General features: G+C 65.3%; 20 protein-coding genes and 1 tRNA gene. 8 read left to right on the forward strand and 13 right to left on the reverse strand.

Features of this window, described 5'->3' with window-relative positions; translation table 11 throughout:
• The 4 genes from F0311_RS12360 to F0311_RS12375 are packed head-to-tail and all read left to right on the forward strand — an operon-like array spanning position 1 to position 4357.
• Positions 1 to 1449 carry a dihydrolipoamide acetyltransferase family protein gene (locus F0311_RS12360; protein ID WP_191089911.1) on the forward strand — a complete coding sequence of 483 codons (1449 nt, stop codon included), beginning with the start codon at positions 1 to 3 and terminating at the stop codon, positions 1447 to 1449.
• 34 nt (positions 1450 to 1483) lie between these two features.
• The gene (locus F0311_RS12365) at positions 1484 to 2686 is read left to right on the forward strand and encodes an acetyl-CoA C-acyltransferase (RefSeq protein ID WP_150462230.1); all 1203 of its coding nucleotides are present in this window, start codon (positions 1484 to 1486) and stop codon (positions 2684 to 2686) included.
• An 8-nt stretch (positions 2687 to 2694) separates the two neighbouring features.
• Entirely contained in the window at positions 2695 to 3507 is an 813-nt protein-coding gene (locus tag F0311_RS12370) for an enoyl-CoA hydratase/isomerase family protein (RefSeq protein WP_150462231.1), read from the forward strand.
• Positions 3500 to 4357, forward strand: a complete 858-nt coding sequence (locus F0311_RS12375) for a 3-hydroxyacyl-CoA dehydrogenase family protein (protein WP_150462232.1) — start codon at positions 3500 to 3502, stop codon at positions 4355 to 4357. Before F0311_RS12370 ends, F0311_RS12375 begins: the two co-directional genes overlap by 8 nt.
• On the opposite strand, the gene F0311_RS12380 is transcribed toward F0311_RS12375, so the two are convergent.
• The 9 genes from F0311_RS12380 to F0311_RS12420 form a co-directional block, all read right to left on the reverse strand.
• Positions 4348 to 6240: an FAD-binding monooxygenase gene (locus tag F0311_RS12380; RefSeq protein WP_150462233.1), complete on the reverse strand. Its 1893-nt coding sequence runs from the start codon at positions 6238 to 6240 to the stop codon at positions 4348 to 4350. The genes F0311_RS12375 and F0311_RS12380 overlap by 10 nt on opposite strands.
• Before the next feature lie 28 nt (positions 6241 to 6268).
• Positions 6269 to 7051 carry an HpcH/HpaI aldolase family protein gene (locus F0311_RS12385; RefSeq protein ID WP_150462234.1) on the reverse strand — a complete coding sequence of 261 codons (783 nt, stop codon included), beginning with the start codon at positions 7049 to 7051 and terminating at the stop codon, positions 6269 to 6271.
• The gene (gene hpaH / locus F0311_RS12390; RefSeq protein ID WP_150462235.1) at positions 7036 to 7821 is read right to left on the reverse strand and encodes a 2-oxo-hept-4-ene-1,7-dioate hydratase; all 786 of its coding nucleotides are present in this window, start codon (positions 7819 to 7821) and stop codon (positions 7036 to 7038) included. Before hpaH ends, F0311_RS12385 begins: the two co-directional genes overlap by 16 nt.
• A 9-nt stretch (positions 7822 to 7830) precedes the next feature.
• Positions 7831 to 8928: a 3,4-dihydroxyphenylacetate 2,3-dioxygenase gene (gene hpaD, locus F0311_RS12395; RefSeq protein WP_150462236.1), complete on the reverse strand. Its 1098-nt coding sequence runs from the start codon at positions 8926 to 8928 to the stop codon at positions 7831 to 7833.
• A 47-nt stretch (positions 8929 to 8975) separates the two neighbouring features.
• On the reverse strand, positions 8976 to 10481 hold the full coding sequence (hpaE, locus tag F0311_RS12400) for a 5-carboxymethyl-2-hydroxymuconate semialdehyde dehydrogenase (protein ID WP_150462237.1): 1506 nt from the start codon (positions 10479 to 10481) through the stop codon (positions 8976 to 8978).
• Positions 10478 to 11149, reverse strand: coding sequence for a GntR family transcriptional regulator (locus F0311_RS12405; protein WP_150462238.1), 672 nt, complete (start codon positions 11147 to 11149; stop codon positions 10478 to 10480). The genes hpaE and F0311_RS12405 overlap by 4 nt, the downstream gene beginning before the upstream one ends.
• 3 nt (positions 11150 to 11152) lie before the next feature.
• Entirely contained in the window at positions 11153 to 12646 is a 1494-nt protein-coding gene (locus F0311_RS12410; RefSeq protein WP_223881313.1) for a fumarylacetoacetate hydrolase family protein, read from the reverse strand.
• A gap of 364 nt (positions 12647 to 13010) precedes the next feature.
• Positions 13011 to 13532, reverse strand: a complete 522-nt coding sequence (locus tag F0311_RS12415; RefSeq protein ID WP_150462240.1) for a gamma carbonic anhydrase family protein — start codon at positions 13530 to 13532, stop codon at positions 13011 to 13013.
• 394 nt (positions 13533 to 13926) lie between these two features.
• Complete coding sequence (locus F0311_RS12420) at positions 13927 to 15318, reverse strand: NAD-dependent succinate-semialdehyde dehydrogenase (RefSeq protein ID WP_150462241.1); 1392 nt, start codon at positions 15316 to 15318, stop codon at positions 13927 to 13929.
• 107 nt (positions 15319 to 15425) lie between these two features.
• Here F0311_RS12420 and F0311_RS12425 point away from each other — a divergent pair, with 107 nt between their 5' ends.
• Entirely contained in the window at positions 15426 to 16307 is an 882-nt protein-coding gene (locus tag F0311_RS12425) for a LysR family transcriptional regulator (protein WP_150462242.1), read from the forward strand.
• On the opposite strand, the gene F0311_RS12430 is transcribed toward F0311_RS12425, so the two are convergent.
• Positions 16301 to 17212 (reverse strand): NAD(P)-dependent oxidoreductase, encoded by a 912-nt coding sequence (locus tag F0311_RS12430; RefSeq protein ID WP_150462243.1) that lies wholly within the window; start codon positions 17210 to 17212, stop codon positions 16301 to 16303. The genes F0311_RS12425 and F0311_RS12430 overlap by 7 nt on opposite strands.
• 126 nt (positions 17213 to 17338) lie before the next feature.
• Complete coding sequence (locus F0311_RS12435) at positions 17339 to 18709, reverse strand: MFS transporter (RefSeq protein WP_150462244.1); 1371 nt, start codon at positions 18707 to 18709, stop codon at positions 17339 to 17341.
• Between the two features lie 193 nt (positions 18710 to 18902).
• Between F0311_RS12435 and F0311_RS12440 the strand changes: the two genes are divergently transcribed.
• Positions 18903 to 19712 (forward strand): thioesterase family protein, encoded by an 810-nt coding sequence (locus F0311_RS12440; protein ID WP_150462245.1) that lies wholly within the window; start codon positions 18903 to 18905, stop codon positions 19710 to 19712.
• Positions 19713 to 19717: 5 nt separating this feature from the next.
• Positions 19718 to 21097, forward strand: a complete 1380-nt coding sequence (locus F0311_RS12445) for an FAD-binding oxidoreductase (RefSeq protein WP_150462246.1) — start codon at positions 19718 to 19720, stop codon at positions 21095 to 21097.
• Positions 21098 to 21109: 12 nt separating this feature from the next.
• On the opposite strand, the gene F0311_RS12450 is transcribed toward F0311_RS12445, so the two are convergent.
• Complete coding sequence (locus F0311_RS12450) at positions 21110 to 22876, reverse strand: FAD/NAD(P)-binding protein (RefSeq protein WP_223881314.1); 1767 nt, start codon at positions 22874 to 22876, stop codon at positions 21110 to 21112.
• 103 nt (positions 22877 to 22979) lie between these two features.
• Here F0311_RS12450 and F0311_RS12455 point away from each other — a divergent pair.
• A tRNA-Ser gene (locus F0311_RS12455) sits at positions 22980 to 23071 on the forward strand.
• Here the strand turns inward: F0311_RS12455 and F0311_RS12460 are convergent.
• Positions 23031 to 24890: a recombinase family protein gene (locus F0311_RS12460; protein WP_150462248.1), complete on the reverse strand. Its 1860-nt coding sequence runs from the start codon at positions 24888 to 24890 to the stop codon at positions 23031 to 23033. The genes F0311_RS12455 and F0311_RS12460 overlap by 41 nt on opposite strands.
• Between the last annotated feature and the right edge of the window lie 304 nt (positions 24891 to 25194).

A 25194-nucleotide genomic window follows, 5' to 3' on the forward strand; every position in this document is an offset into this window, starting at 1 on the left:
ATGACCACTTTCAATCTGCCCGATCTGGGCGAGGGCCTCACCGAGGCCGTGCTGCTGAACTGGCTGGTGGCCGAGGGCGACCCCGTGGAGGTGGATCAGCCCATCGCTGAGGTGGAGACCGCCAAGTCTGCCATCGAGGTGCCCTGCCCCTACGCCGGGCTGGTGCAGACCCTGCACGGTGAGGTCGGAGAGACTCTCGAGGTGGACAAACCGCTGATCACGGTCACCACAGGGGACGACGACGCACCCTCAGCTGCCGCTGACGAAGACGCAGGTGCCTTGTCCTACCGTGAGGAAGAGCGCGCAGGCACCGCCGCGCCTGAGGAAGCTGGATCGGAAGGCTCCGGGAACGTGCTGATCGGTTACGGCACCTCAGCATCCAGCAACGGACGACGCCGCCGCCGCAAACGGCAGGTGCCCACGCAGGCCGCACCGGGCGAGACTGCCCCGGGCGAGCCCCAGCTGGTGGAGGCCACCCCTACTCAGACTCCAGCCGTGGAGGCCACACCCTCCGGTTCGGCCAAGGCTCCCCGGGTCTCCTCTCCCCTGGTGCGCAAACTGGCCCGGGAGCAGGGCGTGGCCCTGGATTCGCTGCCCGGCAGTGGGCCGGACGGGCTGATCATGCGCCAGGATGTGCTCACTGCCGCTGGCGCTTCCACCGACGGGGTGGCCGGCTCTCCAAGCGAGCCTGTCGCAGCCCAGGCCGCAGGGACGTCGTCATCGGTTGATCCCGACCCGACCACAGGGTTGGCGGTGCGTGATCAGACCCCGGTGACCGGGATCCGCAAGGCGATCGCCACCAAGCTTTCGCAGTCACGGGCCGAGATCCCGGAGGCCACCGTCTGGCAGGACATCGATGTCACCGCGCTGCTGGATCTCCGCACCCAGCTGAAGGCCTCGGATCAGGGGGCGCCCTCGGTGCTGGCGTTCCTCTCCCGGTTCGTGATCGCCGGGCTGCAGCGCCACCCTGAGCTGAACTCCCGGATCGACTCCGATGGGACTGGTGAGACCATCACCCAGTTCCAAGGGGTGAACCTGGGCTTCGCCGCACAGACCCCTAAGGGACTGCTGGTTCCGGTGCTGCGTCACGCGGAGCAGCACTCCGCCCGGGCGCTGCATACCGAGATTCGTCGGCTGGCTGAGGCTGGCCGGGAAGGCACACTTTCCGGCAAGGAGCTCTCCGGCGGCACGTTCACGGTGAACAACTATGGGGTCTTCGGCTCCGACGGAGCCACCCCCATCATCAACCATCCGGAGGCCGCGATCCTGGGCATCGGCCGCATTATGGACCGGCCTTGGGCGGTGGACGGTCAGCTTGCTGTGCGCAAGGTGACCACTCTGACCCTGGCCTTTGACCACCGGGTATGCGACGGTGGTTCCGCCGGCGGGTTCCTCAACTATGTGGCCACCTGCATGGAGAACCCCGGAACGGCCCTGGCTGACCTCTGACCCTGTCTATCTCAATCACTAAGGAGAACGTTCCGTGTCTCAACCTGCTTTTCTCCTCGAAGGCACCCGCACTCCGGTGGGCCGCTACGGTGGCGCGCTGTCCTCGGTGCGTCCGGATGATCTGGCCGCCCTGGTGATCCGCCGGGTGGTGGAGGAGTCCGGGGTGCCCTCAGCCGAAGTGGATGAGGTGATATTCGGCAACGCCAACGGTGCTGGGGAAGAGAACCGGAACGTGGCCCGGATGGCCTGGCTGCTGGCCGGGTTCGAGAACACTGTTCCGGGGATCACGGTCAACCGGCTGTGCGCCTCCGGAATGTCTGCTATCGCACAGGCCCATCACATGATTGCCGCCGGTGCGGCTGATCTGGTGGTGGCCGGCGGGGTGGAGTCGATGTCCCGGGCACCCTGGGTGATGGCCAAGCCGGAGAAGCCCTTCGCCCGGCCCGGTGAGGTGGTGGATACCTCCATCGGCTGGCGGTTCGTCAACCCGAAGCACTTAGAGCACCGGGGCCGGACCTTCTCCATGCCGGAGACCGCCGAGGAGGTGGCCCGGGTGGATGGGATCACCCGGGAGGATGCCGATGCTTTTGCTCTGGCCTCTCAGCAGCGCACTGCTGCAGCGATCGAGGCCGGCCGGCTGGTCCGGGAGATCACCCCGGTGGAGGTGACCGGACGCAAGGGCCAGGTCACAGTGGTGGACACTGATGAGGGTCCCCGCCCCGGGACCACACTGGAGGCGCTGGCTGGTCTGCGCCCAGTAGTCAAGGGCGGTTCGGTGGTCACCGCGGGAAACTCCTCAACCCTGAACGACGGCGCCTCCGCGGTGATCGTGGCCTCCGAGCGTGCCGTGGAGCGTTACGGTCTGACACCCCGGGCCCGGGTGGTGGGCTCAGCGGCTGCCGGGGTGCCCCCGGAGATTATGGGCATCGGTCCGGTGCCGGCCACCCAGAAGGTGCTCGAGCGCACCGGCTGGTCGCTGGACGATGTGGAAGCCGTGGAGCTCAACGAGGCCTTCGCCACCCAGTCCTTGGCCAGCATCCGCAGGCTCGGCCTGGATCCGGAGATCGTCAACCCTGACGGCGGGGCGATCGCCCTGGGCCACCCGCTGGGCTCCTCCGGCTCACGGATCGTGCTGACCCTGCTGCGCCGGCTGGAGGATGACAATCTGACCCGCGGCCTGGCCACCCTATGCATCGGGGTGGGTCAGGGCCAGGCGATGCTGATCGAGAAGGTGTGAGCAGCCTGATGACAACACACACCGGGCCCATCAACCCTGACGAATTCACCACCCTACGCATCACTGAGTCTGAGGACCGGGTTCTCGCCCAGCTGGACCGGCCTGAGGTGCGCAACGCGATTGATGCGATCATGATCGCTGAGCTGCATAATCTCTGCGGCTACCTGGAGGAGCACCCGAAGATCCTCATCCTTACCGGCACAGTCGTCGAAAGCGATGGAGCCGACGGCAAGGGCATCTTCGCCTCAGGGGCTGATATCGGCCAGCTTCGTGAACGGCGGCGGGCCGATGCGCTGCGCGGGATCAACTCAACCGCCTTCGACCGGCTGGCCAAGCTGCCGATGCCGGTGATTGCCGCGGTCGACGGCTACGCCCTGGGCGGAGGCGCTGAGCTTGCCTGGGCGGCCGATTTCCGGGTAGCCACCACCCGGGTGAAGGTGGGCCAGCCGGAGACCAATCTGGGCATCATCCCTGCCGCCGGGGCCCTGTGGCGGCTCAAGGAGCTAGCCGGGGAATCCATCGCCAAGGAGCTGCTGCTCACCGGGAGGATCCTCAGCGCCCAGGAGGCACTGGAGCACGGCCTGGTCACCTCGGTGCATGAGCCCGGGGAGCTGCTTCAGGCCGCGGAGGCCCTGGCTGACCGGATCGCTGCCCAGGACCCGCTGGCGGTACAGGTGGCCAAACGGGTCTTCGCCATGCCCCGGGAGGCCCATCCGCATGTGGATGACCTGGCCCAGGCCATCCTGTTTGAGTCTCAGGCCAAGTTCGACCGGATGCAGGCCTTCCTCGACCGCAAGAAGACCAAGGAGAAGAATGACTGAGACAGTGCCATCCCGCATCGGTGTGCTCGGCGGCGGCCGGATGGGCGCGGGCATCGCCCATGCCTTCCTGGTCTCCGGGGCTCAGCAGGTCACCGTGGTGGAGATCAACGACGACGCCGCGGCAGCAGCTGCCGAGCGGGTCACCTCGGATCTGGCCGCCAGCCTGGACCGGGGGAAGATCACCGGGCCGCTGGAGGACTGGACCGCTAAGCTCGCAATCTCCACCGACTACAGCGTCTTCGCCGACTGCCAGCTGGTGGTCGAAGCGGTGCCGGAGAAGTGGGAGATCAAGGTCGCCTCCCTGCAGAAGGCTGAAGCCGCGCTGGGCGCTGATGCCTGGCTGGCCACCAATACTTCCTCCATATCAGTCACCCAGCTGGGTGAGCAGTTGGAGCGTCCGGGGCGGTTCTGCGGTCTGCACTTCTTCAACCCGGTGCCAGCCTCGAAGCTGGTGGAGGTGGTGCTGGCTGCCCAGACCTCCAGCGAACTGGAGGGCCTGGCCCGGACCTGGGTGCTGGGGCTGGACAAGACCCCGGTGGTGGTCAAGGACGCCCCGGGCTTCGCCTCCTCCCGGCTGGGTGTGGCCATCGGCCTGGAGGCCATCCGCATGGTGGAGGAGGGTGTGGCCTCAGCCCAGGACATCGATAACGCCATGGTGCTGGGCTATAAGTTCCCCATCGGCCCGCTGGCGCTGACTGACATTGTGGGCCTGGATGTGCGCTTAGGGATCGCCGAGTACCTTCACTCCACCCTGGGTGAGCGATTCGAGCCCCCGCAGCTGATGCGCGATATGGTCGCCCGCGGGGAGCTGGGCCGAAAGACCGGCAAGGGCTTCTACACCTACGATTGATCCACAAGGATCCCGGCGAAGAACTCTGCCAGCTCCTCGGTGGCGCTCAGCGGCAGCACCTGGGCCACGTACTGGTCCGGGCGCACCACCACCACCGCACCATCCCGGCTGATGCTGCGCTCCTCAAAGATGTCAGTCTGCGGATGCACCCCGAATACATCGTTGTAGTAGGTCAGCCGGAAGGGCCCCACCTTGGGCTTGAAAGCATCAGGCACCGCGTTGATGTCGATCTCAGGGTGAGCCTGCTGGTAGACGACCTTGGTGTCGAACACGGCGTCCTCGTCACCCTCTGAGGGGGTGAACCGCACCAGAGGCGAATCAGGAGCGGTCTTGAACCACTCGGCCCAACGGCTGACCCCGGACTTATCGCCCGCGGCGGGTGCATCGGCGAACACATAGATTCGCCAGCGGCCGTCCGCGGTGGCCAGATGCCCCAGATGCAGCGGATTGCCGTCGCAGACCCGGGAGACCTCCGCTGACTTGAACCGTTTACCCACGGTGTAGCCGGCGGCCAGCTCCTGATGCTCGGCGGTGCCGGTGATCATCGAGGGCTCGTACTCGGTCATAAACCCGGCGGGAAACTCGAAAGTCTTCACATAGAAGTCCTCCAGCACCGAGGGATCCTCCATCTCCTCAGGCTTCTTGGCCATCAGGGTGGACCATTCCTTGTCGAAATCGATGAGGTTCTTGGCCACCACCTGACGTTCCTCGGAGTAGGTGCTCAGCAGCGACTCGGGGCTACGCCCGGCGACCACCTGACCCAGCTTCCAACCCAGGTTGAAGCCGTCCTGCATAGAGACGTTCATGCCCTGACCCGCCTTGGCGCTGTGGGTGTGGCAGGCATCCCCGGCGATGAACACCCGGGGAGTGCGCTGGCCGGTGAGCTCATCAGGCACGTCATCGAACTTGTCGGTGATCCGGTGACCCACCTCGTAGACACTGTGCCAGGCCACATGCTTCACCTCCAGGGTGTAGGGATGCAGAATCGCATTGGCTTTGGCGATGATCCCCTCCAGGGAGGTCTGACGGACCTTTCCGGCATCGTCATCGGCGACCTCGCCCAGGTCCACGTAGAGCCGGAAGAGATGCCCGCCCTCCCGGGGGATGAGCAGGATATTGCCCCCGGAGCGGGACTGGATGGCACATTTGAGCCTGATGTCGGGGAAATCGGTGACAGCAAGGGTGTCCATCACCCCCCAGGCGTGCTTGGCGGAATCGCCTTCCAGCTTCCGTCCGATGGAGCGGCGCACCTGGCTGCGGGCACCGTCGGCGCCGAGCGCATACTTGGCACGGACGGTGCGCTCGGCGCCCTCATGGATACCAGTGAGGTGGCGGACGGTGACATGCACCGGATAGTCGGGGTCCTCCGTAACCTCCAGACCCAGGAACTCCACCCCGTAGTCAGGGGTGATCCGGGAGGCGGAGCGCTCCATGAACTCGGCGAAGTAGTCCAGCACCCGGGCCTGGTTGACGATCAGGTGCGGGAACTCGCTGATGCCGTGCTCGTCGTCGAGCGGGCGGGAGGTGCGCCTAATGTGGTCAGGGTTCTGCGGGTCCGGCTTCCAGAAGGCCATCTCGGTGATCCGGTAGGCCTCGTTGGTGATCTCGTCGGCGAAGCCGAAGGCTTGGAAGGTCTCCACGCTGCGGGCCTGGATGCCGTCAGCCTGGCCCACTTCCAGCCGTCCGGGGCGGCGTTCGATGATCCGGGTGTGCACATCCGGGTACTGGGAGAGCTGGGCGGCGGTGATCATACCGGCCGGGCCGGTGCCGACGATCAGCACGTCCATCTCATCGGGCAACTCCTCAGGCCGTTCGGTGCCGATGCCGGCCGGTGCCTGGATCCGGGGGTTGCCGGTGACATAGCCGTGGTGGTGGAAGTGCATCCTTGCTCCTTCTAAGTTCTCTGATAGCTCAGTTCTCTGTGCTGATGAAGTCTGTGGCCAGCTGCTCGGCGCCGCGGGCGAGCAGGGCGACGTCGGCTCCTACCAGAATCCAGGAAGCACCTGATGCGGCGTAGTCACGGGCGGTGGCGGAGTCGAAGGCGTTGACCCCGGCGGGAGTTCCGACTGAGGTGATGGCGGTGAAGGCCTCCTTGACCGCAGCGACCACCTCTGGGTGGGTCTGGGCGCCCAGGTGCCCCATGGAGGCGGCCAGATCGCTGGGGCCCAGGAAGACGCCGTCGATTCCTTCCACCGCGGCTATCTCCGCTGCGTTGCGCACCCCCTCAGCCGTTTCGATCTGCACGAAGACGCAGACCTGCTCGGCTGCGTTCTGCAGGTATCCCGGGACTCGGTTCCAGCGGGCCGAGCGGGACAGCGCACTGCCCACACCGCGGACTCCGGCAGGCGGATAGGCGGCCATGGCGGCCACCTGTCGGGCCTGCTCGGCAGTGGAGATCATGGGCACCAGGATGTTCTGGGCACCGAGGTCCAGCACCTGTTTGATGATCACGGTCTCACCGACCGGGACCCGCACCATGGGGGTGACCGGGTACCCAGAGACCGCATGCAGCTGGGCGAGAACGGATTCCAGGGAATTGGGGGCGTGCTCCATATCGATGAGCAGCCAGTCGAGCCCAGCCCCGGCCATGATCTCTGCGGCCACTGGAGAACCGGAGCAGACCCAGCCGCCATAGAGGGTGCGCTCGGCCTGGTTGAGCTGTTCGCGGAAGGTGGGATTCAGCTGAAACGGCATGTCACTGTTCCTAGGTCTGCGTAGTCACAGAGCACGGTGTCCCCCTGCTCCACCCACATCGGCCGGGTGAAGGAGCCGGCCAGGATGATCTCACCGGCAGCCAGGGAGTCCCCGTGCTGGCTGAGCTTATTGGCCAGCCAGGCCACCCCGTTGGCGGGATGGTTGAGCACTGCGGCAGCCACCCCAGACTCCTCGATCGTCTCGTTGCGGTAGAGCAGTGCGGAGACCCAGCGCAAGTCGATCTCATGGGGTTTGACCGGGTTGCCCCCGTAGACCATCGCACCCATCGCGGCGTTGTCGCTGATGGTGTCCACAATGGTGCGGCCGGCCATTTCGATCCGCGAGGAGAGGATCTCCAGGGCTGGGATCACGTAATCGGTGGCGGCCATCACGTCGAAAACGGTGACGTCTGGGCCGGTGAGGTCAGCACCGAGAACGAAGGCCAGCTCCACCTCGATACGCACATTGGAGAACCGGCTGTGCTCGATCACTGAGCCGTTCTCGTAGACCATATCGGCGAAGATGGCCCCATAGTCGGGTTCGGTGATGCCGGTGGCGGCCTGCATGACCTTGGAGGTCAGCCCGATCTTCCGGCCCACCGGCTTACGACCGGCCTCGATGCCGCGGCGTCGCCACTCATTCTGCACCGCATAGGAGTCCTCGATGGTCATCTCAGGGTAGCGGGCTGTCAGCAGGGCGATGGTACTGCGGGCCTGCTCAGCCTCGGCAAGCTCATCGACGATGGCGGTGATGGTGTCCTTGGGCAGCATAGCGGTCTCCTACAGTTGGTTCCCGAGCTTGTACTCGCCTTGTTTCCACTCGGGCAGCCCGGCGTCGTCGTCCTTGCGGGTATAGGAGAAGCCGTCGGCGCCGATGGTGACTTCCATCTCGGAATCATCGGTGCGCTCGGTGGTGGGCATCAGATTTCCGTCTAGGTCCAGCACAGTGGAGGCCTCGGTGTACCAGGAGGGGACCACCGGGTTACCCCACCAGTCGCGTCGTTGGTTGTCATGGACGTCCCAGGTGACTACGGGGTTGTCCGGATCCCCGGTGTAGTAGTCCTGGGTGTAGATCTCAACCCGGTGGCCGTCTGGATCGCGCAGATAGAGGTAGAAGGCGTTGGAGACTCCGTGCCGGCCGGGGCCGCGTTCGATGGCGTCGGAGAGCCGAAGGGCGCCGAGCTTATCGCAGATGGACAGGATGTTGTGCTTCTCGTGGGTGGCGAAGGCCACGTGGTGCATCCGGGGGCCTGCCCCGCCGGTCATCGCGGTGTCATGCACGGTGGGTTTGCGGCGCATCCAGGCGGCGTAGGTGGTGCCGGTCTCGTCACGAATATCTTCGGTGACCCGGAAGCCGAGGTCCTCCATATGGGCCACCGCCTTGGGCACATCGGGGAAGACCTGGTTGAAGTGATCCAGGCGCACCAGGGCACCGGGGGTGTAGAGGTCGTAGCGCCAAGCCAGCCGTTCCACATGCTGAACCTCGTAGAAGAATTCCAGGGGGAAGCCCAACGGGTCCTGGACGCGCACAGATTCGCCGATACCTCTGACGAAGCCTTCCTTGCTGCGGCGGACTTCGCAGCCCAGCTCAGTGTAGAAGGCCTCGGCCTTGTCCAGTTCCTGCGGGCTGCGCACCCGGTAGCTGAAGGCGGCCACAGCGGGCTGCTCGCCTTGGCGGAGCACCAGGTTGTGGTGGATGAACTCCTCCATGGAGCGCAGGTAGATGGCGTTGTCGTCCTCGGCGGTGACCACCAGATTGAGCACGTCCACATAGAAGTCCCGGGAGCGGGCCAGGTCGGTGACCACCAGCTCCATATAGGCACAGCGGAGAATGTCCGGTGCCGGCACGCTGGGGGTGGGGATGCGGTTCTCTGTCATGTCAGGCGTCCTTGCTCTGTCTGCTCTGCTGGGAGAGGCGGGAGGGTTCAGTCGGCTTTGCCGAAGACGGGGTTGTGGACCTCGCCGAGGTTGATGTGCACCGCCTGCTGGTCGGTGTAGAAGTCGATGGAGCGGTAGCCGCCCTCATGGCCGAGTCCGGAGGCCTTGACCCCGCCGAAGGGGGTGCGCAGGTCGCGGACGTTATTGGAGTTCAGCCACACCATGCCGGCGTCCACCGCCTGGGCGAAGTTGTGCGAGCGCTTCAGGTCATTGGTCCACACATAGGCGGCCAGCCCGTACTTGGTGTTATTGGCCAGCTCCAGGGCCTCCTCCTCGGTGTCGAAGGGGGAGATGGCTACTACTGGTCCGAAGATCTCCTCCTGGAAGATCCGGGCGGTGGGCGGTACATCGGCAAACACGGTGGGTTCGATGAAGTTGCCGGCGGGGAAGGCTTCGGGGCGCTCGCCGCCGGCGACCAGCCGGCCTTCGGATTTGCCGATCTCCACGTAGCTGAGTACCTTCTCAAAGTGCTCGGGGTGCACCAGGGCGCCCACCTCAGTGGCGGGCTCATGCGGGAAGCCGACTTTGACCCGCTTGGCCTGGGCGGCGTAGCGCTCCACGAACTCGTCGTAGATGGCCCGTTCCACCAGGATGCGGGAGCCGGCTGTGCAGCGCTCGCCGTTGAGGCTGAAGACCCCGAAGATGGTGGCGTTCACGGCAGCTTCCAGGTCAGCGTCGGCGAACACGATGGCCGGGGACTTTCCGCCCAGCTCCATGGACAGGCCCTTAAGATACGGAGCGGCGTTGGCGAAGATCAGCTGCCCGGTGCTGGATTCCCCGGTGAAGGAGATCAGCGGGACACCCGGATGCTTGACCAGGGCGTCGCCGGCCTGCTCACCGATGCCGTTGACCAGGTTGAACACACCTTTGGGGAGTCCGGCCTCCTCGAAGATCCCGGTCCATAGTCCTGCTGAAAGCGGAGTGAACTCGGCGGGCTTGAGCACCACCGAGTTACCGGTGGCGATCGCCGGGGCCAGCTTCCAGCTCTCCAGCATGAAGGGGGTGTTCCAGGGGGTGATGAGTCCGGCCACACCGATCGGCTTGCGGTTGACGTAGTTGGCCTGCCGGCCGGGGACTTTGAAGGCGTCGTCGTGCTGGGCGACGATCAGGTCGGCGAAGAACCGGAAGTTCTCGGCGGCCCGTTTGCCCTGGCTGCGTGCCTGTGTGATCGGCAGGCCGGTGTCGAAGGTCTCCAGCTCGGCCAGCCGGGCGCCGCGCTCCTCCACAATGTCAGCGATCCGGTGGAGCACCCGGGCGCGCTCCCGGGGCAGTGCGTTGGCCCATACACCGGAGTCGAAGGTGCGCTGGGCGGCGGTCACCGCGGCGTCGATGTCTTCCTTTTTACCCGCGGCAGCCTGGATGTAGGGCTCATTGGTCACCGGGTTGAGCACTTCGAAGGTCTCACCGTCGGCGGAGTCGACGAACTCGCCGTCGATGTAGTGCTGGATGCGCTCGGGAAGCTCGGCGGGGACTTGGGTGGGGTACTGACTCATCGTGACATCTCCTTGAAGGCCTTGACGGTGCGCCATTTGTGGTGGCGGACGGTCATTTCGATCTGGGTGGGGTCGGCATCCTCGCGGATCAGCCGGAGGATTTCGTCGTGCTCCTCCACCGAGCGCGGCGCGCGGTCGGGGACAAAGCTGAAGGTGGAGCTGCGCAGTCCGGCCATCCGGGTCCAGCCGCGGTCCACCAGCATGCAGATATGCGAGTTGGGGCAGCGGTCACAGATGGCGCGGTGGAATTTCTCGTTCAGGGCGGTGAAGACTGCCGGGTCGAAGTCGGTGAGCATGGCACGCATCTGGTCGTTGATGGCCTGTGCGCGAGTGAGCACGGTCTCGGTGATGTGCGGCAGGGCCAGCGCGGTGGCCGCACCTTCGAGCACGCCGAGGCTCTGCATGGTGTCCACGTATTCGCCCTCGTCGACCATGGCTACCCGGGCTCCGACGTTGCGTTCGAACTCCACCAGCCCTTCAGCCTCGAGCCGGCGGATGGCCTCGCGCACCGGTACGGTGCTGACCCCCAGTTCGGCGGCGATGCTGGAGAGCACCAGTCGGTAGCCGGGGTTGAAGTCACGGGTCAGAATGCGTTCGCGGAGCCAGTCGTAGGTCTGTTGGGACTTACTGGTGGTGGTCGTGGTGGACGGTGCGGCCTGGGCGGGCATAGGTCACCGCCCCTCAGTCTGTTGGGGCTGTTGTTGGGCGTTGTCGTTCTCCTCAGCCTGGTACCGGGCGCGCCATTCCTTATTCATGGGGAACAGCTCCGCCACGGATCCGCCCTCCTTGACCCGTTCGGCCACCCAGGCGTCCTCTGCCTCCTTGGCCAGGGCGGCGTCGGCCACCTCTTCTGCCAGGTGCGGGGGGATGACGACGACGCCGTCATCGTCACCGACGATCACATCGCCGGGCTGGACAGTGGCTCCTCCGCAGGCGATGGTGAGATCGGTGTCCCAGGGCACGTGTCTGCGTCCGAGCACTGCGGGGTGGGCCCCGACGGTGAAGACGGGAAGGTCGATCTCGGCCACGGTGGCGTAGTCGCGCACGCCGCCGTCGGTGACCACACCGGCGGCTCCGCGGGCTTTGGCGCGCAGAGCGAGAATATCGCCCAGGGTGCCGGAGCCGGTCTCGCCGCGGGCTTCGATCACGATGACCTCGTCTTCGATGACTGCGTCGAAGGCCCGTTTCTGCGCGTTGAGCCCGCCGCCGTGGGTCTTGAAGAGGTCTTCCCGGTTGGGCACAAACCGCAGAGTCTTGGCGGTGCCGACCAGTTTGGTGCCGGGGCGGGTGGGTGAGATCCCGTCGATGGAGACATTGTTGAGTCCGCGCTGACGCAGCTGCTGGGAGAGCCCGGCTGTGGGGACCTCTAGAAGCTTGGCCTTCAGCTGGCGGGTGAGCGTGCCGGGTTTGGGGCTGAGGCCGGCCTTTTCGGCGGATCCCCAGGCCTCTTCGCGCTGGTTATCGTCCACGGTGGGCAGGCTGCCCAACTGGGGGTCGAAAGTATCGGCGCCCTCGGTGACCTGGGAGACCAGGCGGCCGGTGCTGAGCCCGTTCTCCGGTGAATCGACCTCCACTTCGATGGTGTCCCCGGGCTCGGCTACGGAGGCCCCGGCGGGGGTGCCGGTGAGGATCACATCGCCGGGCTGCAGAGTCAGGTGCTGGGAGAGGTCGGCCACCAGCTGGGCCGGTGGGAAGATCATCCCGGCGGTGGTGTCCTCCTGGACCAGCTGGCCGTTCTTCCAAGTGCGGATGCGCAGGGCATTGGGGTCGATACTGGCGGCGTCGATGGTGTCGGGTCCGAGTGGGGTGTAGCCGTCGCGACCCTTGTTGCGCACGTTGGAGCCCTTGTCGGCCCCGCGCAGGTCGTAGAGGCCCCAATCGTTTGCGGCAGTGACAGCTTGTACGTGATCCCAGGCCTGCTCCAGGGGGACCTGGCGTGCCTCGGCGCCGATGATCAGGGCGATCTCGCCTTCAAAGGCCAGCAGCTCAGTGCCGGCCGGGCGTTCCACGGTGTGGCCGGAGGCGGCCACGGAGCTGGCGGGCTTGAAGAAGTAGGAGGGATCCTTGGGGCGGCGCCCGCGCTCGGCGGCACGGGACTCGTAGCTGATGTGTACCGCGATGATCTTCCCGGGCTGCTCTGCCGCAGGATCAATTTGAACTGTCACCAGCAGGAACCTCCTCGTCGTCTTGAACGCAACCTCTCGAGCTCGTCCAATCAGGATCGTATTCCTGATCGTATATCATTCGCGAGCCTCGTACAAGCCTTTTTTGTGACTCCAGTCACGACCCTAAAATCCCCTCTCTGAGTGCATGGTTTGTGCAGCTGTTTTCGGTAATTTAGAGCCGAATTGCTGCACAAATCACGCACTCAAGAAGATTCATCCCCGAGGCAGGCCCTTATACACAGCGGTCATTCTCAGACAGTGCGGGCGTGCAGAGCGTCAGCGGGAATTGCCCACCAGCTGCCGCCCAGCGGCCTCCTCGGTGCATTGCTGGCGATGACGATATTGAGAACTTTCAGCACTCAGGCTATGACAGCTCGGCTTCCAGGTGGGCGTCTTTGAGCTCCAGGTAAGTGTTGGCATTGCGGTGCAGAGCGGCAACCTCGTCATCGGTGAGTTCGCGGCGGACCTTGGCCGGGGCCCCAGCCACCAGCGAGCGCGGCGGGACCGCAGCGCCCTCGAGCACCAGCGCGCCGGCGGCCACCAGAGACTCCGCGCCAATCACTGCCCCGTTCATCACCGTGGCAGACATCCCAATCAGGCAGTGGTCACCAACCGTAGCACCGTGCACCACCGCGGAGTGGCCTACTGAGACTCCTTTGCCCAAGGTGCAAGGCACTCCCTCATCGGCGTGCAGCACCACATTGTCCTGCAGATTGGTTCCCTCTCCCACGCGGATGGTGTCCGAATCTCCGCGCACCGAGACCCCGTAGAACGCGCTAGCGTCGTCAGCGAACTCCACATCACCGGTGATCGCCGCTGTGGGTGCGAGGAACACCCGCTGCCCCATTCGCGGAGTTTTGTTCTTAACCGTCAGCACATATGCCATAGCTCTTCTCCTTCACTCGGTTCAGAACTCATTACACCAGGGGAACTCGTCAGTGACTAGAACAGGCACTGCTACCGCGCTCAATCCCACTGAAGGGATAGATACTGGGGCCCGGTGAACTCATCAATGCCCCACTGACCGCCCTGGCGGCCAATGCCCACCCATCGAGTGAAACTGGCGAAAGAGAGCTTCTTCACCGCATCACCAGCCGAGCTGACAACCGCCTTGAGTCGCCCGGGCGGAGTACTCACCGAGGGGCTCAAGGCTTGCGGCAAGACTGTGACTGCCCAGCAGGCGGCTCCACTGGGCACTTCTCCTATCCCCACCCCGAGCATTCGAACGTCAATATCGTGGGCATCGGCCATTTAGGCCCGTAGAGCACCACTGGTCAGCCTCAGTCCCACTGCACTGAGAGGTACTGCGGCTCGGTGAACTCCTCGATGCCCCACTGGCCGCCCTCCCGACCGATTCCGGCCTGCTTGACCCCGCCGAAGGGCGCGCTGGGGTCTGAGACGATGCCCCGGTTAACCCCGACCATCCCGGCCTCAAGCCGCTCGGCGATCTTCATGGCATTCTGCAGCTGCCCGGCGAACACGTAGGAGGAGAGCCCCACCTCCGCATCATTAGCCCAGCTGATCAGCTCCTGCTCATCCTCCCAGACCACCACTGGGGCCACCGGACCGAAGATCTCCTCCTTGAGGATCCCGGCGTCGGCGGGCACTCCGGTCAGCAGGGTCGGGGCCACAAAGGCTTCAGTTGCCACATCATCCGGGACAGCAGCCTGATAGGCGATAGTGGCACCTTCAGCCACGGCCGAGTCGAGCAGCGCACGGATATCGGCTGCGGCCCTGTCATGGATCATCGGGCCGATCTGCGCCCCGGTGGCGGGGTCGCCCACCGAAAGCGCGGCGATCTTCTCTCCGAAGCGGGCAGTGAACTCCTCGGCTACCTCTGCATGGACGTAGAAGCGGTTGGCCGCAGTGCATGCCTGCCCGGAGTTGCGGAATTTGGCCACCATGGCGCCTTCCACCGCAGCAGGGATATCTGCATCGGCGGTGACGATGAACGGGGCGTTGCCGCCCAGCTCCATCGAGGCGTTGACCACCCGATCGGCGCATTGAGCCAGCAGGGTGCGGCCCACCGGGGTGGAGCCGGTGAAGGAGAGCTTCTTCACCGCATCGGCGGCCAGCAGTGCGGGCACCACTTCCCGGGTGGCGGTGGTGCTGGCCACCTGCACCGCACCCTCCGGGACCCCGGCCTCCACCAGGATCTCGGCGATGGCGATGGCGGTCAGCGGGGTCTCCCGGGCCGGCTTGAGCACCACGGAGCACCCAGCGGCCAGCGCCGGGCCGATCTTCCGGGTGGCCATGGCCGCCGGGAAGTTCCAGGGCGTGATGAGCAGGGCCACGCCCACCGGGTGGTGGGTGACCACATTGCGCACCCCGCCAGCCGGGGCGGTGGTGTACTCCCCGTGCAGGCGCACTGCTTCCTCGGCGTACCAGCGGAAGAACTCGGCGGCATAGCGCACCTCAGCCTCGGCATCAGCCTGGGACTTGCCGTTCTCGGCCACGATGAGATCCCGCAGCCGCTGCACGTCGGCGATCATCAGCTCATAGGCCCGCACTAGCACCTCGGCGCGCTTGCGGGGGGTCACCGCCCGCCACTGGGCGAAAGCCTCCTGGGCGGTCTCCACCTGGACCAGGGCCTGGTCGGCGGTGAGGTCCGGCACGTCCCCAAGGTGGGCGCCGGTGGCGGGATTGGTGACGGGGAAGACTGCGGTGCTCATGAGGGCTCCTGAGGTGGGGGCGACGTCGTGCTCTCATGGACTACTGTCCTCCCCCAGCCCCTATGCCGTCCAATACTTGTTTCCCATAACAGGTATGCTTTACAGGCATGGAGACTCGTCTGCTGCGCTACTTCACCACCGTGGTGGCGGCCGGCACGGTATCCGCGGCAGCGCAGCAGCTGCACATCACCCAGCCCTCGCTCTCCCGACAGCTGAGGCAGCTGGAGCACAGCCTGGGACTGGCCCTGTTCCACCGTGGGCACGGGCGGCTGCAGCTGACCACGGAGGGCCGGGAGTTCTACACCACCGCCCAGGACCTGCTGCAGCACCACCATGAGGTCGCCGAGTACGCCGCGCAGCTGGCCCAGGGGCGGATGCCGCGGATCTCGCTGGGCGCCCCGAACACCACACTGACCGATGTGGTGGCTCCCTTTGTCGCCACGTTTCAGCCGGCGGACCCGGTGCCCTCGGTCTCTGAACTCTCCATTGATCTGGAGGTCACCAGTGCGCTGTCCGAGTTCGACATGGTGGTGGCCCCGGTGCGCTGGCCGGACTCCGTGGCCACCCTGCACCTGATGGACCTGCCGGTATGGGCTTATGTGCCCGCTGAGCACCCTTGGGCAGAGTACGACGCCGTCCCCCTCACCTGGCTCGCCGAGGAGACCCTGATTCTGCCCACCGGCGGGTTCAAGGCCCGCCGAGTACTGGAGGCTGCCCTGGAGGAGGCCGGACTGCAGTCCGAGGCGGTGTTGGAGACCAAGCACAGCGAGGTGGCCCATGCCCTGGCCGCAGCTCGTCGAGGGGCGGCGATCCTCACCGATGACCCCCGCTACGATCTGCGCCCGGTGCGAATTCTGCACCAGGAAGCGCCGCTGCAGATCCGCCTCTTTGCCGCGTGGAGAGCCCGCCATCATGCCGCCGGGACGCTGGAGGCGCTGGCTAGGAGGCTGCGCGAGTTCTGCCGAGCCCGGTATGCGCAGGCTCAGTAGCCGGCCGCGGCGTCCACCACTCCCTCTGGAACCTCCCCGGCACGGATCCGGTTGATGTTCCGGCCCACCCGCTCGGCGAACAGGGGCATGATCATCTCCAGGGTGTCGGCGGCATGCGGGGTGATCAGTGCCCGGGGCTCCTGCCACAGCGGGTGCCCCTCCGGCAGCGGCTCCGGATCGGTGACATCCAGGCCCGCCCCGGCCAACCGTTCCTCCTGCAGGGCCGTCACCAGCGCAGCAGTGTCCACCAGACCGCCTCGTCCCACATTGACCAACAGTGCGGTCTTGGGCAGCAGGCTCAGCCGGTGCTTGCTGATCAGCTGCCGGGTATCTGGGGTGAGGGCTGCGGCCAGCACCACCACATCGGTCTCCGGCAGGTGCCGGTCTAGGTCCTCAAGGATGACGGTGGCATCTGCCTGCGGCACCGGCTCGGCGAGCCTGCGCACCACGGTCACCCGGGTGTCGAAGCACTTCATGAGCCGGAGAATCTCCAGCCCCACTCCACCAGCACCCACCACCAGGACCTTCAGCCCGTGCAGAGAGGTCCCGGTGGCCGGCGCCCAGCTACGGGCCCGCACCCGGGTGGGAAGCTCGCGCAGCAGGGCCAGGGTCAGGGTCAAGGCATGTTCGGCAACCGGCAGGGCATAGGCGCCCTTGGCGCTGGTCCACAGCAGCTCCGGGTAGGTCTTCAGCGGCTCGGCGAAGGCCTCAATCCCGGCGCTGGGCAGCTGGACCCATCGCATTGCCGGAGCCTTCTGAAGGATGTCCGCCAGCTCCTGAGCCCGTCCGCGGTAGCTGACCACGACCCCCTCGGCCCGGGCCGGGTCGGAGACCGGCTCCGCTCCGGCCTCCCGGATGGTCTCCTGCAGCTGAGGGTAGTGTTTGCCGATGGTGATGACTCGCATCCTCGTCCGCCTCTCACGGTGAATGGGCTGTGCTGTTCAGCTTAGCGCCGCCGCCGGGGCTGAAAATGCGGCGGCGGGCTCCCCGGTCCGGAGGAACCCGCCGCTTTGCTGGGTGGAGTCGAAGCTCTACTTGGTCTTCAGCACCGAGCCGACCTGCAGCGCCTCACGGTCGCTGTCATCGTGCAGGTTGATGCCCTGGAGGTTCTTCGGCACCAGGGAGACAGCGATGAAGGAGACAATCGCCAGGCAGCCGATGTAGACGCCGATCAGCCAGGACTGGCCGGTGGTGTCCAGGATCGCCTGAGCGATGGTGGCCGCGAAGGCACCCCCGATGATCGAACCGAAGGCGTAGCCGATCGAGACCCCGGAGAATCTGATCGAGACCGGGAACATCTCAGCATAGAGCGCCGACTGCGGACCGTAGGAGGGCCCCAGCCCGATCGTCAGGATGAAGATCGCCAAGGCGAACAGCGGCAGTGACGCGGTATCCAGCAGGAACCACATGGGCACTGCCCAGATGATGATGATCGCATACCCGATCTGGAAGGTCCGCACACGCCCGATCCGGTCGGAGATCCAGCCCCCGAGCATGGTGAAGATGAACCAGCCCACGCCTCCGATCAGCGAGGCGATCAGAGTCTCTGTACGTGACATGCCCAGAGTGGAGGCCCCGTAGGAGGCGAAGAACGCGATCACCAGGTAGCCGGCGGCATTATTGGCCGCAAAGATCAGGGCGGCCAGGAAGGTGTACTTCTTGTGGGTGGTGACCAGTTCCTTCAGCGGGGCGGAGGACTCCTTCTTCCGATCCTTCATCTCAGTGAACACCGGGGACTCCTCCACCTTCAGGCGGATCAGGTAGCCCACGATGATCAGCACGAAGGAGAACAGGAACGGCACACGCCAGCCCCAATCCAGGAACTGCTCGTCATCGAGCACCGCATTGAGCCCAAACATGAACAGGGTGGCCATCAGCATACCCAGCGGCACACCGATCTGCGGGTACATGCCGAACAGCCCGCGCTTATGTCGGGGGGCGTGCTCCACGGAGAGCAGGGCGGCACCGCCCCATTCGCCGCCGGCGGAGAGCCCCTGCAGCACGCGCAGCACAATCAGCAGGATGGGGGCGGCCATGCCCCAGGCGGCATAGGTGGGCAGCAGGCCGATCAGCACGGTGGCACCGCCCATACCCATCAGGGTGATGACTAGCACCAGCTTGCGGCCGAATCTGTCGCCGATATAGCCGGCCAGGATGGCTCCCAGCGGGCGGAAGAGGAAGGAGATCCCGATCGAGGCCCAGGCAACCAGCTGTGCCAGTGCGGCGTTCTCCTGCCCGAGCGGCTCGAAGTACAGCACCGCCAGGACGAACCCGGCCGCCTGCGCGTAGATGAAAAAGTCGTACCACTCGATAGTGGTGCCGACCAGCGTTCCCGCAAGGACTTTCTTCTCCTCGCGAGTCAGCTCATGACCCTCTTTGCTGAGATATGCCTGCTGGCTCATTGTGCCTCCATTGACACTTGTGACACTTCAATGACGTGGCGCAGCCCACGTGAGGGGCCACACAGAGCGGGGTGATTCAACTCACGTTGGAGTACTTTAGCAGACTTACTGACCGTTCGGTTAGTAACGGGTGACTTTCCTGATAGTTTTGTTGTGACTCAGAGCACTCATCGCCGCCATGGAGGGGTCAAGAATGACAGTTGCCAGTACGACGCCGTCTGCCTACTTCACTGCCCTCGGCAGCGGCCGATACCTGGCCACGGAAGCTACTGGTGGTGCCTGGGACCCCGCCGAGCAGCACATTGCCCCCTCCCTGGGCCTGCTGGTCCATGCCCTGGAACGATCAGAACACACCCAGGCCGGTCCCGGCAGCCGGCTGAGCCTGTCCCGGCTGTGCTTCGACATCTACGGCGTGGTGCCCATTGCTGAGGTGGAGGTCGCCTCCTCGGTGCTGCGCCCAGGGCGGACCATTGAGCTCAGCGAAGCGACCCTGAGCCATGCCGGCCGGACTGTGGCAGTGCTGCGAGCCTGGGCCCTGGCAGCCTCTGACACCCACGACATGGAGATCTCCGCGCTGCCTACGATGCCTGCCCCCGAGACCATGGAGCTCTGGAATCCTGACCATCAGTGGCCCGGCGGGTTCATCCGCACCCTGCCGGAGTCCCGCCACAGGAAGATCAATCCCGGCCGAGCCCAAGCGTGGGCGCGCAGCACGGCAAAGCTGGTAGCCGGTGAGGAGACCAGCGCTCTGGCTGACTATATCGGGCTCATCGATGTGGCCAATGGGGCCGCCGCCGCCATAGACCACAGCAAGGCGGCCTACCCGAATGTGGACTCCACCGTCTCACTGTTCCGGCATCCCAAGGGAAAGTGGGTGGGACTGGACGTCACCCAGTCAGCCGGACCCGGCGGCGTCGGACTCACCCATACTGTGCTCCACGATGAGCACGGGCCGCTGGGCACACTCAGTCAGACCCTGACCATCCGGCGCGTGAAAGGCTAATCCCCATGTCTGTTTCCCCCGCCCCAGCCGTGCTCAAGGAACTCACCACAGCCCTTGGCGCAGGCAGAGTCTCCGCTGATCCAGGCCTGCTGGAAGCCAAGGCCCATGACCGCTCCTACCACTCCTGGCAGCCCCCGCTTGCGGTGGTGCAGCCACGCAGCACCCAGGAGGTCGCAGAGACCATGCGGATCTGCCACGAACACAAGGTGCCGGTGGTCCCTCGCGGCTCGGGCACCGGCCTGGAGGGCGGAGCGAACACCTCAGCGGACAGTATCTGCCTGGATCTCTCGGCGATGACGCAGATCCTGCACATCGCCGCTGATGATCTCTATGCCACTGTCGAGGCTGGGGTGATGAAGTCCCAGCTCAATGCGGCACTGGCTGCGCACCGCCTACAGTTCCCTGCCGGGCCGGGAGTGGATGCCAGTGTGGGCGGTATGGCGGCCACCTCAGCCAGCGGCACCATGGCGGTACGCTACGGCACGCTGAAGGAGAACGTGCTGGCCCTGACCGTGGTGCTAGCCGATGGTTCGGTAATCCGCACCGGGTCCACCGCCAAGAAGAGCTCCTCCGGCTACGATCTCACCCATCTGTTCGTGGGTTCGGAGGGCACTCTGGGGGTGATCACCGAGGCCACAGTGACTCTGCACCCGGTGCCTGAGGCCAACAAGTCCGGAGTCTGGTCGCTGCCCTCGCTGCAGAACGCGGTGGAGCTGGTGGTGGCCGCACTGCGCTCCAGTCTGCGGCTGACCCGGGTGGAGCTGCTGGACGATCTGACCGTGGATGCACTGCGGAAGTACAACGGCTACACCGCTCCAGTCACCGAGACCCTGATGGTGGAGTTCTCAGGGTCTGCGGCCGAGGTGGAGGCCCAGTACGCCCAGTTTGCGGAATTGGCGGCACACTACGACGCCGCCGAACACCTGCAGGCCACTGAACCGGATGAGTGCCAGCAGCTTTGGCAGGCCCGTCACGATGTGCTGCCTGCAACAGTGGCGCTGATACCGGGGGCGGCACCCCTGGCCACTGATGTCTGTGTGCCGATCTCTAAGCTGCCCGAATGCATTCTGCAGACTAAGGCGGATTTGGAGTCGGTGGACCTGCTGGCCCCGATTGTGGGACATGTGGGCGACGGCAACTTCCACCTGGCGATGCTGCTTCCGCCCGGTGATGACGCGGCTGCGACAAAAGCCAAGGAGATCAACGCCCGGCTGGTGGACCGCGCCCTGGCAATGGGCGGAACCTGCACCGGTGAGCATGGTGTGGGGATCGGCAAAATCGGGCCGATGCGCACTGAGCATGCCACTGCGCTGGAGGCTATGCGGGCGGTGAAGGCTGCTCTGGATCCCGCCGGGCTGCTCAACCCGGGGAAGGTGCTGGGCTGAGCACAAGCCGGCTCAGTCTGCTGCCGCCTGCTTCAGGATTGCCTCCGCTGCGGTGTGGGCGTCAGCCAGGGCGCGGGCTGTGGCCCGAGGGTCGCCTCCGGCCTCGGCTGCAATAGCAGTGCCCCACTGGGCTGAGGAGAGTTGCAGTCCCAGCACATAGATCTGTCCGGCAGCACCGTCGCGGTGGATCAGCCGGTGCGGTTGGTCGGTCACGCTGAAGCCTTTGTGGACGTGGATCTCTCCGCCTGCCTCCAGCGCCGCCGGGAAGCCCAGGTCTCCCTGGAGCAGACCGCGGACCAGCGGGGAGGTGGCCTGGGTGATCCGGTTGGGCGGCATCATCGCCTCGATCATGTGCTCGGCGGAGTAGCGGACGCCCTGGACTGCGGCAGAGTCGGCAATGAAGCTCTTCTGCGTTCCGTCGACCCCGTAGACCGGTTCCGGGCCCAGGAACTCGACGACGCCGGCCCTGGCCACAGCTGCCAGCTCCTCGATCCGCTGCAGCGGCGGACCGGAGGCCAAACCCTCCACCAGGGCTTCGAACCAGCCTTCCACATCCCGCAGCCGGGACTCCGGGCGGATCAGATGTTCGGTGACCAGGTGTTTGACCTTCAGCCTGGCGGCATGCAGTGCGTTGACGGCCATCTTCTCCGGTGAACCGGTGCCGGCGGCTGCCGCCGCGGCGTCGTCTCTCAGCCACTGAGTCATAGTCTGCTGGTACCACTGGGGGCTTGCCCAGTGCTGACCTTCGAAGGGGCGTGCGTATGCCTGGATGTCGAATTCGCCCTGTCCGCCGAACTGGGCGTAGGTGGCAGTGAGGTCCTGCTGGATCAGCGGCCAGAGGTGCTCGGTGAAGTCCAGCTCCCCATAGGTCTCAAGCAGTGCCTCCACAGCGTGATCGGTCAGGTACTGCAGCTCAATGCCCTCAGGTACGAATCCGGGGGCCACTGTCTTGGCCCGGTAGGGTGTGCCGCGACGGGAACCAGCGATCAGGTGGGGCTCCTGCCCGGAAGCGGTGTAGGTGAGCCGCTGTCCGGGAGCTGCCTCAGGGTTAAGCCGGAAGCGGCCGCCCCGGCCGGCGGTGACCTGGATCATCAGGTCGAAGAAGTTCAGCCCCATGCCGCGAACCAGCACCCGTTCCCCTGCGCCGAACCCTTCATAGTCCACATCGGTGGGAATGGCCGGGGGCTGGTAGTGGAGGTTGAGCCGATGGGCCTGGGCCGCCAGATGGGAGGGCCCGGCCCCTTGCTCGGCCTCCAGGTGCCCCAGGGCGAGGACCACCGCATCGGCGCGGTATTGGCGGCCGGCGGCACTGAGCAGATAGTTCCCCTCTTGGCGGGTGAGGTGGGTGACCTCACTGCTGATATGCTCCACTGCCACGGCACGGCCGTGCAGATGGGCTGATACCTGCTTGCTGAGCCAGGCGAGGTAGGTGCCGTAGGCGGCGCGAGCCGGGTAGGCAGCGGCGTCGTCATTCAGCCCGTTGGCACGACAGTAGTCCAGGAAGCTCAACGAGCAGGATGAGGCCGGCAGCTGGTTCTGGGTGTCCCCGGCAGGCGCGGCGGTGGGGTAGCTGGCCGGGGTGTTCATCAGGTAGAGCTGGGACTGTTCGGGATGCCAGACCCGGCCGGGACCGTGGGGCGCGGGGTCGAACACGCTGACTCGCAGTGGTCGCCACTGGTCGGGGCTGCTGTGCTCTACCTGGGCGAGCAGCCGCTCCAGGAAGCCGGTGCCACGAGGTCCGGCCCCGATCACAGCGATGGTGTACTCCTGCTGATTCACCTGCTCCACACTACCGGCTGGTCACCGCCACTTTGCCCTGCTGTCCCGGTGCCGGTACGCTGGATAGGCGCGTCTTGAGCGGATTCCGCACTCGACGTGACCAGGAGGCGTGCCGGAGCGGCCGAACGGACTTCACTGCTAATGAAGGATCCTCTTAACCGGGGATCGGGGGTTCAAATCCCCCCGCCTCCGCCAAATGTTCGACGTTAGAACCCTTGCCGAGAGAAATCGTGGCGGGGGTTCTTTCGTTGAGTGCCAGGCCGCCGGGGTGGCGGCCTTTGCGGGAGCCCGGCGCGTGGGCGCGCGTCGGGCCGTTTCCGGGGCTTTGCGCGCCGGAATGGGCATGGAGGCGACCAGGCGCGCGTGAGGCGGCGTTGCGACCAGGAAAGGCCACAGGGGCGCCTCCAGTCTGGCGGCAGGTCTGGACGGTCTGCCCGATGACGGCTGGGATATCAGCGATATGCGCTTCGGTGGAACCAGAGTCGTCGGAGTCTTCGTCGTGGATGTTGATGTCAATCCGCTCGAACATTGCCTGCATCAGGGCGTGCTTAGCGGTATCATCAGCTGCCCGGTAGAGCTCGACGGCGTTATCCAGTAGATCCAGTACGGTATCGAGTCGCTGGTGGGCGTCCTCGCCGGTGTTCTGTGCGTCCTGGAGCAGGGCTTGGGCGTTGACGATTTCAACCTCGATCTGCTCCTGGCGCTTCTTCAGCTCAGCGACGGGAATGGCGGCTTCTAGATAAGCGTCGTAGAGGCGCTGCTTCTTGGTTTCGAGGTCTTTGAGACGTCGCGCCTGTTCGCGCTTCAGGTGGGTAGTATCAGCTAACTGGTCTTCGAGCATCTGGTGCGTCATGGCCCGAACCTCAGAGATGAACCCATCCGGGTAGCGCAGTGCTTCCCAGATGCGCTCAACGTGTTTCTCCAGATCCTCCACCAGCAGATATGGCAGGTCGCAGGACTTGCGTCCAGTGTGACGGCCCAGGCAGAAGAAGTATTCGTAAGTGGCACCGGTTTTTCCTCTGGATGGTCCGTAGCCCATCTTGGAGCCGCAGCGTCCGCAGTAGGTGATGCCCTTCAGGTGATGCTTGTGCCGCCAGGACCGGTCACCGTTGATCCGTCGGTACTCCAGCAGTTCCTGGACCCTCTGGAAGGTCACCGCATCCACCAGCGGGGCGTGTTTGCCGGGGTAGTCGACCCCGTCGTAGGTGACGATGCCGCGGTAGTACTTGTTGTGCAGCAGCCGGTGGACCTGGGCGTTGCTCAGTGGTTTGCCGCTGTTCTTCGCAGTTGGGCGGCTGGTCATCCCGCGCTTCTTCAATTCGGTGGTGATCTGGGCGATGCTGTACTGGCCGCTGCTGTAGGCCTGAAACGCCCAGGTGATATGCGGGGCGCGTTCGTCGTCCACGACCACGGTTCGGATGTCTTTGCCGCCCTGGTTGCTGGTGATGTTCAGATACCCAACTGGGACCTTTCCTGGGGTGCCGCCGTTCTGAGCTTTCTGTCGCATGCCTTTCTTGGCTTCAAACGAGAGGTTCGAGGAGTAGAACTCGTTGAACGCTGCCATAATCCCCTGGGTCAAGATGCCCGAGGGCGTCTCCGCATCCATGACCTCCATACAGGAAACCAGGGCTACGCCCTTCTTCTTCAGCGAGGAGACGATAGCGACATGGTCTTCCAGGGACCGGGCTAACCGGTCCGATTTATGGACGATTAGGGTGGAGATGTCGCCTTGTTTGATGCGCGAGAGCATGGCATGGAGTTCCGGACGGTCAGCAGAACGAGCGGACTGTCCCCGGTCGACGTATTCGCCGACAATCTCGAGGTCGAGGTCCTTAGCCTTCTGGTGACAGGCGGCACGCTGAGCTGGGATGGAGTAGCCCTCGGCCTCACCGCCTTTGGTGGCCTGTCGCATCGTAGAAACTCGCAGGTAGATGACTGCCCTGCCTGTCGGGGCGCGAGGAGCCGCCGCAGTTGCTGCGGCATCACCGGATGGATTTGGGGTCGCAGTCGGCATAGAGCGACCTCCTGTATTCGGTTAGAGATTGGCGTAGAACCGCGGAAATCCGGGCCAATTAGGCCTGGGATGCGGGCCGCGGTGTCCTGAAGATAGCTCGGAACACCCAAACGATCAAGTGTCTTTTCGCTCTGACCTGGACCGATACGACGCCCGACGCGACGGTCACCAACAGGGGTCACAACACTGGTTTCTGCACCCGCTTAGGAGTCGTGTGGAATAAACAACACTTCGCCGCAGCCCGGACAGCGCGCGGACCAGACACCCGCACCGAACCGCATCCAGTGGGACAAGGGACCCCGCA

Source organism: Nesterenkonia ebinurensis (assembly GCF_008711175.1).
GTDB lineage: Bacteria > Actinomycetota > Actinomycetes > Actinomycetales > Micrococcaceae > Nesterenkonia > Nesterenkonia ebinurensis.